Source organism: Eubacterium sp. AF16-48, assembly GCF_003479405.1.
In the GTDB taxonomy this organism is placed as follows: Bacteria; Bacillota; Clostridia; order Lachnospirales; family Lachnospiraceae; genus Eubacterium_G; species Eubacterium_G segne.
Window position 1 is genome coordinate 1 of the sequence record NZ_QUHB01000009.1, and the last position, 12,838, is coordinate 12,838.

Consider the following 12,838-nt stretch of genomic DNA (forward strand, 5'->3'; position numbering starts at 1 on the left):
CAATGTATTCTTGTTTATTGTAAACTTCTCCCTTATGTGACAAACCACCTTCTGTTTAAATCGTTTTTCTCAAAAGGAATTGCAGACGTACATCCACAATTCCCATTTAAACATATGTTTTTAATTCTCTGTCATTCCAAGGTGTACGTTTATTCCACCTTATGTCTGTGCAGTTCACCGTCCTTAATGATTACATGGTAATCCTCAACCTTATACGGTTGAAATATGTCATTAAAATATTCATGTCTGTCATAATACTTTACTCTTTCATAAAAATCCAAGTCTTTTGCAGGAACAAATATTGTATCATCTCCATCATATACATGTTTAATGCCTAATGCTTTCATTGTCTCATCATAGTCTGTGTTATCCATGCTTGTCGGTGCTATTGCCATTTTTTCAAACAGTTTACTTCCTCTTAATTCCACTTTGTATCCCTTATATATTGCATATGGTGTGACACTATAAACCTCACTTACTTCATCAGAAGTTATGGGACGAATTACATATCCGTCTTTCTTAATGCATTTATCATCCATATCCTCCTTATCATGAATGTAAATATATTCTCCATCTCTGTCCAGCCACCTATTAATCTCATATACTGTATTTCTATATACTGTATATATACCACTTCTTAATATCATTTTATTTTTATCCATTTTTTGTTCTCCTTCACATATTTATACTGTTTCACTATCTTTCCATTTTCAATCTTGGTTATAAGTGCATTATCATCATACCTTAGCCCCTCCGTTTTTAAGTTCCACTCCGGTATTACCTTTCCGTTCTTTGCGCCTGTATATCCATTTCTTGTACATGGATTTATATCTTCATTCAGGCCTCCAAATTCTTTCCCATATGTATTGTCCAAATTGATCTTTTTCAAATCATCCGGTATAGTCTTAAACTCCATCTTCCAGTATGACTTGTCTGTTGAATGATATGGTGTATCATTGTAGTCCAAACGAAATGTTTCAAAGATATCCTCAAAGTCACCAACATCATTGTAATCCTCTGCCCTTGATATGTATCCTCGTACAGAAGTATATTCTCCACTTATGTACTTTCCTGCATCTTGTGGCTTAATTATTCTTCTAAGCAGTGTATTCTTATTTATCGTAAACTTCTCCCTAATAGACTTAATTATCTCCTTCTCTCTTTCCGTGTATGTTCCATTATTTAATGGTTTAAGCTTAAGTTCCTGAAACCTGCCTATGCTTATTTCATTCTCTGTCATTCCAAGGTGTATGTTTATTCCACCTTATATCTGTGAAGTTCACCGTCCTTAATGATTACATGGTAATCCTCAACCTTGTATGGTTTTCCTGTCCCATTAAAATATCCATATTTATCATAATACTTTACCCTTTCATAAAAATCCAAATCCTTGGCTGGCACAAATATTGTATCTTCTCCGTTATATTCATGTTGAATGCCTAATACTTTCATTGTTTCATTATAGTCTGTGTTATCCATGTCAGTCGGTGCTATTGCCATTTTTTCAAACAACTTACTTCCTCTTAATTCCACCTTACGTCCTTTATATATTGCATATGGTGTAACACAATAAATATCACCTATCTCATCCGGTGTGACGGGGCGAATATAATATCCCCATTTATCTTTTATGCACTTATCATCTAAAAGTTTATTGTCATCAATAAAAATAAACATGCAATCATTATCCATCCTATGAAGACTATATACTCTTCTTTTATATACTGTGTATCTTCCTCTTCTCAATGTCATCTTATCTTTCTCCATTTTTTACCATAAAACTCATATTGTTTCACTATCTTCCCGTTTTCAATTTTTGTTATTAACGCATTATCATTGTACTCTATTCCGTTTTCCAAGTTCCACTCCGGTATGACCTTTCCGTTTTCCGAACCTGTGAATGCGTTTTGTGTACATGGATCAGGCAACGTATTACTGCCTCCAAATGCATCACCATATGTGTTTTTCAGGTTAATCTTTTCCAATTCACCATATAAAATCTTAAACTCTATCTTCCAGTATGACGTCTGGGTCGGACTGTAATCATGAACTCCACCCTTTGGTGGGTTATAATCCAGTCTGAACGAATAATATATGTCCCTAAAATCACCAACATCACTGTAATCCTCTGCCCTTGATATGCAGCCTTGTACTGAAGTATAGTCTCCACTTATGTATTTTTCCACTTGTTCAGGTTTGATGTATTTTCTAAGCAGTGTATTCTTATTTATTGTAAACTTTTCCCTAATAGACTTAATTATCTCCTTCTCTCTTCCTGTGTGTGGTTAATTTTATAGAAAAGTATCCAGATTTATATTTCACTATGCTTAATTAATTATTCTGTACTTAATTTTATTATTTTTTGCATACTCCTGTGCCACCGTTTTATTTTCACAGTAAATGACGAGGTTATCACAATGCAAAAATATGTTATTACACATTACAATTGCATTACCTGTTATTGTAACTTTTTTCATTCCACTACAAAAAGCAAAAGCATTGTTTTCAATTCTATTTACACCAGAGGGTATATCAATCTCCTTTAATTTGTAACAACCTGAAAATGCTCTATCTCCTATCTGTTTAACAGATTTAGGTATAATTACTTTTTTCAGATTCGAGCACCCCAAAAACACTTCTTCCGTTATTTCAGTCACATTTGATGGAATCCTAACTCTACTAATGCCTGCATTATTATAAAATGCCTGCTTTCCAATTATTTTCAAAGCAATGGGCATGTTTATTTTTTTCAAATTTATGCAAGAGTAAAAGGCTCCTTCACCTATTATCTCCAAATTTTCAGGTAATCTGACTTCCTCCATTGCTCCACATAGTTCAAATGCACGTTCACCAATTTCTCTTACCTTATCAGAAATATTAATCCTCTTTAAACTACTACAGTAACTAAAAGCTTCTTTTTCAATGCTTTCCAAACCATCCGGTAAATTGATATATTCAAGGTTGCTACAATAACTAAACGTACCCTCTCTTATCTCTTTTACCGCATTGGAAATGTTTATAGATTTTAGTAACTTACACCCCCAAAAGGCATTTTTCCCGATATACTTAACGCTTTCCGGAATTGTTATTTTTTCTAAATTTTCACATCCGCAAAAAGCATAATCTTCTATCCTTTCAATTGTACTTGGAATAACAATACTCCTTATTGTATGACACCCACGAAAAGAACTATTTCCGATTATGTTAACTGTCAAAGGTATTATGCTTGTCTTACAGCCTAAAACGAGTTTCCTCTCTTTCTTGTCTATAATGCAATTTTTACCTTCGCCATCACTATATCTTTTATTATCACTATTAACGGTTATTGTTTCCCCATTAAATCCATATGTCATTCCCATTCCTATATTTTCAATATTTTCCGGAATATTTACGCTTTTTAGTTCTCTGCAATTATAAATTGCCCTTTCCTCAATGGATTTTACTGTGTTTGCAAAATTTATTTTAACCACCTTGTTACATTTGACAAAACTGTTTTTCAGTATATTTTTTACGCCTTCAGGTACATCTACAACCGTCTCATCACCTTCATAGTATAGCAATTCACTCTTAACTATTTTAAAATTTCCCATTATATTTCCTCCTAAGTTGTTTCATTAAACAGAAAAATCTATTAATATCGCGTATTGCACCCCATAAGAATGAATTTGTGTCAACGATATTTTTAAATTATCATCTTTTCTAATATATCGCTCAATCCATTTTTCTGCTGCATTCCTGTCCGGAATAATATTAAATTTTTCCGGCATTTCCATAAAGCAACTATAATCAGGCCATATTTCCATGCAACGAATAATATCATCCCTGTTAAACCTGATTTTATATACCTCATCCCGTTCAGTCCTGGCAATAATCATTTTAACATCATCATTCACAATTTCTACATTCTTGCTTCTTCCAGCATATATCTCCCTTATTTCCCTAAAGGATAGATGACTATTTATTTCTATGTTGTCTATCTGCATTTTCATTGTATCTCCTATTTTATTTCTATTATTTTTTCAAACCACTTTGTTTCATATTTTGCATATGGAAATGCAAACTGTACTCCACCACCCAACGTTTTTCCCCAACTTTCTTGAGGTCCTACAATACTAACCTCTAATATTGTATTCTTAGGTAGTTCAACAATTACTAACTTATCTGGTATATTTTCTAGTGCAAAAAAATCTTTTATTTGTTTAGCAGACATTTTTAGTTTCCCTTCTGAATTGAACATACTCTCTCCATCAGAGACAAATAGTTGTTTTCGTATATCTTCTCAGTTTCATTTTACTCTCTCCATTTTTTCACGTCACTTTATTAAGTCTTTTATATTTTTTCAAAAATGTTTCTAGAAATTGAAACAACTTTTTTCAAAAGTAATTGTGGCTACATAGCCACAATTACTCGAAGAATCAATCTTATTATTCAATTGTCTATATGTACCTTCTAAAATGTAAGTCTATTCCACCTTATGTCTATGTAACTCACCGTCCTTAATTATCACATGGTAATCCTCAATCTTGTATGGTTTATATATTCCCTTAAAATATTCGTATCTGTCATAATACTTTACTCTTTCATAAATATCCAAATCCTTGATGGGCACAAATACTGTATCTTCTCCATTATATTCATGTTTAATACCTAACGCTTTCATTGTTTCTTCATAATCTTCATCATCCATACTTGTCGGTGTAATTGCCATTTTTTCAAACAACTTGCTTCCCCTTAATGCCACCTTATGTCCCTTATATATTGCGTATGGTCTGACACTACGGATGTTTCCTATCTCATCTGGTGTAACGGGGCGAATGTAACCTCCCCACTCATCCTGTATGCACTTGTCATCTATAAAATCGTCATCATAGAGTGGAATTACTAATTTATTAATAACACCATCTCTATACAACAATGTTTCTTTCCCATTGTAAGTTATGTAGCTACCCCTTCTCAATCTCATTTTATTTTCCTCCATAAATTTTCTTTTTGTACGTACCTATACTGTTCCACTATCTTTCCATTTTCAATCTTGGTCATCAACGCATTATTATCATATCCTACTCCATCTTTTTTTAAGTTCCATTCTGGTATGACTTTACCATTTTCCGATCCCGTAAATCCATTTCTTGTACATGGATTTTCATCTACATTACCACCTCCAAATTCTATTCCATATGTTTTGTCCAAATTAATCCTCTCCAAATCATCTGATATAGTATTAAATTCTATCTTCCAGTATGACTTGTCTATTGAGTGATATGGTGTGCCTTTGTAATTCAGACGAAATGTTTCAAAAATATCCTTAAAATTTCCAACATCATTATAGTCTTCTACCCTTGATATATACCCTATTACAGCATTATATTCTCCACTTACATACTTTTCAACATCTTCCTGCTTAATATATTTTCTCAGCAAAGTACTCTCATTTATTGTAAACTTTTCCCTAATAGACTTAATTATCTCCTTCTCTCTTCCTGTGTATTTTTCACCCTTTAACGGCTTAAGCTTCAATTCCTGAAATTTATCTATAGTTATTTTATTCTCCTTAAGTCCTTTACATAGCGTCTTACTTAATGACAGAGTGTTTTTATTTTTCAACAATTTCACCGCGTCATCAAGGTAATCTATCATTAACTGAATGCCCTTCTTTTCATCAGTTTCCGGCAGACTGTTGATTACATCAATTACATCGTGAATGTTGCCATTTTCTTCATATCTCTTTATTAATGTTTGTCCGTCTTTTCCAAAGGGTTCCAGTTCATTGGCGAACTTGTCCCCATACTTATTCTTTATACCATACCAGTAATCATCTATGGCTCTGTTTCCGCCTGTATCTTTTCCCCCTCCTGTACCCCCTGTACCTGTATCTTTTCCTGAGCCTCCTCCTATCTCCGAATCGCTTTTTCCTACTCCCGGATCTGTTTTTTCTCCATCTTTTCCGGAGTCGTCTTTTCCTATTTCCGAGTCGCCTTCTTCGGATCCTGAACCACCTGAATCTGAATCTCCTCCTGTTCCGTAATCATCTTCTCCTGTTCCTGTATTATCTGACCCTGAACCTCCTTCTGAGCCGGAACCACCGTCTCCCGGTCCCGGTTTATTCTCTCCCGGATCAGCAGGATCCACGTCCGGTTTATTCTCTCCCGGATCAGCAGGATCCACGTCCGGTTTATTCTCTCCCGGATCTGCTGGATCCACATCCGGTTTATTTTCTCCCGGATCTACCGGATCCACATCCGGTTTTGATGGTTTGACATCCTTCCCTATGTCTATTACTTTCCATTTTCCATACTTTTTAGATATAAATTTGAAAAAAGCTGACTCATCGTAACTTATGCCCTCCATTATTTTAGGCATTGCGTAGTCAAATACGAGTACCATCACCCAGGCTTCCAAAGCCTTCTCAAGTATCTTTTCTGCCGTTTCACGGTTAGGATTTTTCACATAATCCGACGTCCATTCCCCTACATTAATTATTTCCTTTCCGGCGTAATATGCCCCTGTTACACTAAGTATTATCACACATATATCCAAAATGCTGATTCCTGATGCTAAGGATACCAACACATTCATCAGTGCTTCCAATGCGCATAATGCAAAATACTCATATGTGGCTATTGCAAATACCGCTGCGATAGCTACCAACACTGTGAACAGCACCAAACTAATTTCAGATGAACTTTGTCCTCCGCATAAACCACCTGCAATCATGTAAGAAGCTGCACCATTTTCGGTATTTAATACAATATAACCGGTTCCCCGCCAATCGTAGTAAGATATTTCTTTCTCTGGTACTATTACTAGTTTACCATTATTTAGTGCCTTTTGAATTTCCTTTTTGGTATTTTCGTTAATTGAAAGACTATTTAACTTATCCGTATCTTCATTTGCCAAAGTAAGAACGTCTATACCTCTTTCCTTTGCCTCCTCAATAACTGATATGGAAGATATTCCCTGAGTGTCTGTTGCTTCACCTATTACATATCCCTCTAAATACGAACCTATCGCTCCACTTAGCATCATAAAATTCTTTACGTCTGCATTTTCTCTGATAGCTTCATCTTTGTTTTCAGATTCATCCTGCTTCGGTGCAACCCCTAATGTATCAGTATCCACGTCAATATATAATGAACCGTCACTAATGGCAACAGGCATTCCCATCATCCTGCTTACCTTCGGCATGTACCCCACTATGCATTGGCTGATACACCTTGCCCACTGTACCCCGGCCGCCTTTGCCGAGAGCTGTGTGTATAAATCAAGATACCCGAAATACTCCTGACCCACGGTACATGTCAAAACTTCCATTGCCTGAATCAGATTTCTTTTTCCACTTTTAACCTCATCAACACAGGACTGAAGCTCTTCATATTTTGTGTCAAAATAAGTGCTGTTTATGGTATTGTAATCAAATACAATTCCATAAATCCCACCTGAAACAAGGGGATTTTCCACCTTTACTTCATCAGTTCCTGCCTCAGCTATATTCATTACAAGGTTCGTGTATGTACCCGGAATCTGTGAATTACCTTCAAGAACCTTTTGCTCATCTACCTTTATTACCGGCTTCACTCTTACCAGATATGATGGTGTTGAAAATAAATCACCATACCTGTCTATTATTTTTTCATCCTCATCGGTTGCAGGCTCATAACTTAATGTTACATTATGTCCATATAAATCCGCCGTATAAAATGTAATGCTTGCATCCGCAGTTTCAGCAAAGGTTTCCCCGTACAGTGCATTATTAACTGCCAATGTGATTTTATCCATAAAATCATCTGTAAGGTAATTTTCTTCATACGTTATGCTTACTACATGGTAAGGAAGACTGTTAGGCAGATATCCGGTTTCTACCTTCTTTATATTTCTTATTCCTACTGCATCAGCAACTTCCTTTAATTCTATATCATTATTATTTATAAAGTCCTTAAGTTCACTTTGCTTTTGTGATACTTCATTTTCGCTATTTTGAATATCCCCGTTGAATATATCTTTGTAATCTGAATTGATTAGTGCTTCTTCCAATTTTTCTGTACTAGAATAAGTAACGTTTTTTTCTGTATCTCCCCGCAAAAATTTCTCTACCCTATTATCTTCCACCTCTTCTTCATACTGTTTAAAGGACGGGTCAACATCTACCCATACCTTTTCTCCACTAACTTTTCCTGCACCCCTGTATGAATCATATGGAACCAGCACCTTTACCCAGGCATGTTCTATTCTCAATTTAGTAATCTTGCCTTTTCCATTAATTCCATAATTAGTTGAGACTCCCAGCATTGACATTGCATTAACAGCTGCTTTTTCTGTCTTAACTCCAAGCCAGTTCATTGCCTTATTTATTTCAATATCAACATTGCCTGTTACAAACTTTGCTTCATATCCCTTATATCTTAATAATGCAATCAGTAACGCCGCCTGATCCAGATCATTTCCTGCTTTTTGCTCATATGTTCCTATGGCACCAAGTCTTAAACCGGTATACTGCCTATACTGAATATTGTTTCTGACATATTCATATATTTCTGCCGGTGTTTCCAATGAATCGGCTATTTTTTGTATACTTTCGTTAATTTTAAGATATGACTCGTTGGCAGCTTCCGTAGAATCAGCACTATAATTTATGTAATTAGACTTAACCATCTGCTCACCAATTATTTTTTCTGATTCATACCCCGTTGCCCTTCCATGAGCCTCATCGTCATTATCCACCTTTGGCTCATCATACTTTTGCATATCTTCTATTTCAGATTTTATTGATGCAATCTCAACATTAACTTCTTTTTCCGAAACAGTACCTGATTTCATTTTTTCAGACAGCTTTTCAATTTTTTCTGAAACCCTGTTAAGACCATTCATTGCCAGTTTTTCATAGCTGTCGGCTCTTTTTATTATTTCTTCCGATGTTGTATTTTTCTTTGCGTTCTTAACTTCCTTTTTTACTGTTTCCTCTGTATCCTTTATTAGTTTTCCAAGATTATTCAGTGTGTCTTTTTGTTTTTCTCCCTCTGTTGAACCTTCTAATTCTTCCATCACTTGTGAAATATCGCTATATTTCTTTGCTGAAGCCACCCTTATCTGTGGTTTTTCCCCCTTCATCTCATTACATGCAATTGTCTTATCCGACTTACTTTCTCCCGGCAAAATGTCCGGTGCATAAGTAGATACTACCATTATTGCAACAATAAGTGACGCTGCTATTATTGTATTATATAATTTATTTTTAAACATGCTTAATGACATTACTGTACCCCTTCTTGTTCTTTCCTGTTGTTTTTCTTCAATGCTACGCAAATGATAATTAAAGCTATACATTGTATCAGAATCATTATCCTAATATTATCCCTGGTAATAAAATCACCTGTTGTAGGACTTAATATGGACTTACCGTTTTCCATATATTTCACTGACTCTGACTCTTTTTCTTCCTTAACACTTCTGTTATCTATACTTGCAACATTGTTTTTTGCTTTGTTACTATGATTTAAATCCGTCTTAGAACCACCCCTTTTATTGGCAGTTTCTTCTTTGTTTTTGTTATCTTTGACAGTATTTTTATCATCCTTACCCCTACCCGCATTTTTCTCTTTCACAAACACTGCCTTTATTCTTACGCCTTTATCCGGCATAACTATGTTTATTTGTGAACTATTTACCTGATTAATGTCCAATGATATATCTTCACTTACCCACTTATCAAATACATATCCCTTATTGGCTTTAGCATTTAAGGTGACTACTTTGTTCTTCTTGTATTCCCCACTTTTATCCTCTACATTTCCTCCTGTTCCTGCCGTAACTTTCAATATATATATGTGTTCCAAAATATCTATTCCTGCTACATCAAGGGCTGTCATTTCTCCATTAATCTCCGCCATATATATGGCAATATAACTTCCCTCTTCATAGCTCTTAGTTTTAACAGTTATCTTTTCACCAGCTTCGTTACTACCTGCAAGTTCCATCTCACCGTCAGTTATGTAAATTCTGTTGGCATCATCCTTATTGATTAATACAATTCTTGTATTTGTTTTTTTCTTTTCTAAATTGTTATAATCAGTTAAATTAATATCTGCCGTAATATCATCCCCAACATATACTCTATTGTCAGATAATGACATTTTTCCTGTGACTTGTCCCTTATTTTCATCCATTATTGTTTCTTCCGGTTTATTGTGGGACAATATACTGTTTCCTTCTTTTTTCTCGATTTTAACAGTGCTCTCATCCTCACTTTCATCTTCATTTTTTATATCCGGTATAGCTGAACTTTTATTGTTTGAAACACCAATCTTTATGTCATCTAAGTTAATTTCTATGTTCTCATCATTTTCATCAACGTAAGAAAATTTTATGTCTTTAATTAAATTTATATCTTTCTCAAAGAACATATTTGAAATGTCATATTTAATGTCTAAATTCCGGTCCTCCCCCACTCTTAAATAATTTCTATTGTAGATTACTGTTGTTGTACCATCTTCATTTTTTATCACTTCATCAGGTTTATTATCAAAACTTATTTTTGAAAATGGAATATCATTTTCCAGTGTCATGGAAAGTTTCACATTTCTTCCTGCCATTTTGAAAATATCTCCCAGTAATTCCCTAACACTACTGATAATTTCGCCGTTATCCTTTGAATTAACCCAGCGTCCTCCACCTACTTCTGTGATATACTCCATTATTTCCTTTGCTTCTTCGATTTTTTCCATCGAATAATCATTTTCCAGATAAACACCATAAATATTAATATTCTTTTCTCTGATTTTATCTTCATCAAGTGTCTTGCTATCTATCCCTTGACTTCTCGTTCCATCAGTAAATAAATATATTACCCTGTCTCTGTCATCTTCGTCAAAAAAACCTGAAAAATAATTTATGGCATAATACGTGAATGTTCCACCGTTCGGTTCTTTGCCATAGGCTCTCTCAAGCCCCCAATTTATTTCCTTTTCATTATTTGTAAAATCTCCAATGTATCTGTTCAAAGTAACATCAAACATTGCCACTCTGTCTTCCGGCTGCTTGTTATCTATTATTAATTTCGCACCATCTACCGCTTTCTTCCAATCCTCTTTTGACATGCTTCCGGAACTGTCAAGCATTATCATTATGTCCATTGGTTTTCTTTTAATTGTTTCCGATAAACCTTTTCCTGATAATGAAAAATCAACATTTATGTTGTCCGTTGTGGTGTCAATGAAGTTACTGCTAACCTTATAATCTATGTCAATTCTATTTTCGTCTGTGGATGAATATATCTTCACATAATTGTTTTTGGTCTTTTGCTCCACACCTTTTCTTAATATTTTCGTTTGAACCCTGACAATGGTTGTATCTTTTATATCCGGAACATATGTAAAATCATCAAAAATAACTTCCTTTAAATTCTCTCCACCAATTTTTTTATTTTCCGCCTTGTATAAAACCTTTTCATTGTCCCCAATAATACTTACCTCTGCGGTTATTTCATCACTTACATTTGATAAAACATATGCTGACGGCTGTATTATTATTTTTTTACCTGAATTAATTTTATATGCTTTTGGAGAAATATTACTATTAACAGATTGAACTTCAAATGTTTCTAATACTTCAACAGCCTTTAACCTGCTTGCTATAACCTCTCCTTTGATGTTATCAACTATTGAAACTAGAACTTCAAAAGTACCAATATTATTTTCTGTATTCCATAAATAGGTATTGTTCCCTTCTGTATTCAACATTTGTGAATAACCTTCTTTTCCTGATACAACAACAATTACCTTATAATTGTCCTTCATTCCTATAATATCAGGTGTTATTTTAACTTCTGAATAGGCGCCTATTCTTTCCTTCTCAGAACTTATCTTTATTCCTTTTATTAATACATTACCTGTATTTAGCTTTCCGGCTGCTTCTTCATACTCATTTACCAAACTAATGTAAAGACTTGTAAGTTCTATATCTTCAAATAAACTGCCATCTTCAGCCACTTTATTTGAGATAACTGAAATTCTGTTTAATGTATCATCATCATCCTCCGCCAGCGCCAGTGAACACATAAGTGAATTTTTCATTGTTTCCTCATCAGTTCCCCACAGTGTGTTATCTTTTTCGTTACTTTTTATGTACTCCCTGCATTTTTTTAATGTTTCTTTTCCTGCCTTGTTAAATGAAGCTGTATTTCCCTTAATAACCCTGTATACCAAAGCTGTAAGGTAACTGCTGGATTTTTCTCCCGAAAAAGCAAATCCACCATCTTCATTTTGGCAAAGATTAAGATAATTTACAGCTTTAGTTATTTTTTCACTATTATCTTTTTCGCTTTTCTCCATACACTCCACTGCAAGAATAGTGTCTAAAACATCACTTTTATAATCTTTTGAAATTCCAAACCCGCCATCTTTATTTTGGAGCTCTGCAAACTCTATTTCTTCCTGATTTTTATTTACTAATTTATTATTTTGGGTAATTGCTAAGAATTTTCTGAATATGTCATCGTTACTTTTAGTTTCAGATTTTTTAAGCCATTGTAACGCCTTCTCTTTTTCATCTGCTAAGCTTTCCTCATAAGCTAAGTTTTCCAATATTTGGGATGTTTCATAAAGTTAAATGTTATCACCAAAACTTCCATCCCTGTTTTGTTCTTTTTTAATCCACTTAACTGACTGACATTTTAATCTGTCCATTTCAGCTAATGATATCGTTTCAATTGAAAAAGCACTTATATTTATGTTCATGACTGCCAGTTCCACAATCATCATAAATACAAGTGCATGTGCTAAAAATTTTAATGCTTTGGTATTCATTGGATAAGTCCTCCCCTTTGTTTTTCGAATAAAAACATTAT

General features: G+C 34.3%; 11 protein-coding genes. All 11 read right to left on the reverse strand.

The annotated features are described in order from the left end of the window. Nucleotides 1-149 precede the first annotated feature (149 nt). Nucleotides 150-662 carry a hypothetical protein gene (locus DWW68_RS10125; protein WP_118594994.1) on the reverse strand — a complete coding sequence of 171 codons (513 nt, stop codon included), beginning with the start codon at nt 660-662 and terminating at the stop codon, nt 150-152. After that, a complete protein-coding gene (locus tag DWW68_RS10130; RefSeq protein ID WP_118590028.1) occupies nt 644-1,240 on the reverse strand; it encodes a hypothetical protein in 597 nt (198 codons plus the stop codon). The genes DWW68_RS10125 and DWW68_RS10130 overlap by 19 nt, the downstream gene beginning before the upstream one ends. A 14-nt stretch (nt 1,241-1,254) precedes the next feature. Beyond that, on the reverse strand, nt 1,255-1,752 hold the full coding sequence (locus DWW68_RS10135) for a hypothetical protein (RefSeq protein ID WP_118590026.1): 498 nt from the start codon (nt 1,750-1,752) through the stop codon (nt 1,255-1,257). After that, a complete protein-coding gene (locus DWW68_RS10140) occupies nt 1,749-2,186 on the reverse strand; it encodes a hypothetical protein (protein WP_118590024.1) in 438 nt (145 codons plus the stop codon). The genes DWW68_RS10135 and DWW68_RS10140 overlap by 4 nt, the downstream gene beginning before the upstream one ends. Nucleotides 2,187-2,327: 141 nt before the next feature. Further along, on the reverse strand, nt 2,328-3,590 hold the full coding sequence (locus DWW68_RS10145; protein ID WP_118590022.1) for a leucine-rich repeat domain-containing protein: 1,263 nt from the start codon (nt 3,588-3,590) through the stop codon (nt 2,328-2,330). A gap of 24 nt (nt 3,591-3,614) precedes the next feature. Then, complete coding sequence (locus DWW68_RS10150; protein ID WP_118590020.1) at nt 3,615-3,989, reverse strand: hypothetical protein; 375 nt, start codon at nt 3,987-3,989, stop codon at nt 3,615-3,617. An 8-nt stretch (nt 3,990-3,997) separates the two neighbouring features. Further along, nucleotides 3,998-4,237 (reverse strand): hypothetical protein, encoded by a 240-nt coding sequence (locus DWW68_RS10155; RefSeq protein ID WP_118590018.1) that lies wholly within the window; start codon nt 4,235-4,237, stop codon nt 3,998-4,000. A gap of 225 nt (nt 4,238-4,462) precedes the next feature. After that, the gene (locus DWW68_RS10160) at nt 4,463-4,963 is read right to left on the reverse strand and encodes a hypothetical protein (protein WP_118590016.1); all 501 of its coding nucleotides are present in this window, start codon (nt 4,961-4,963) and stop codon (nt 4,463-4,465) included. Beyond that, nucleotides 4,960-9,249 (reverse strand): transglutaminase-like domain-containing protein, encoded by a 4,290-nt coding sequence (locus DWW68_RS10165; RefSeq protein ID WP_158576879.1) that lies wholly within the window; start codon nt 9,247-9,249, stop codon nt 4,960-4,962. Before DWW68_RS10165 ends, DWW68_RS10160 begins: the two co-directional genes overlap by 4 nt. Then, nucleotides 9,249-12,575 (reverse strand): VWA domain-containing protein, encoded by a 3,327-nt coding sequence (locus DWW68_RS10170; protein ID WP_118590012.1) that lies wholly within the window; start codon nt 12,573-12,575, stop codon nt 9,249-9,251. The genes DWW68_RS10165 and DWW68_RS10170 overlap by 1 nt, the downstream gene beginning before the upstream one ends. A 21-nt stretch (nt 12,576-12,596) precedes the next feature. Beyond that, nucleotides 12,597-12,797 (reverse strand): hypothetical protein, encoded by a 201-nt coding sequence (locus DWW68_RS10175; RefSeq protein ID WP_118590010.1) that lies wholly within the window; start codon nt 12,795-12,797, stop codon nt 12,597-12,599. Nucleotides 12,798-12,838 lie beyond the last annotated feature (41 nt).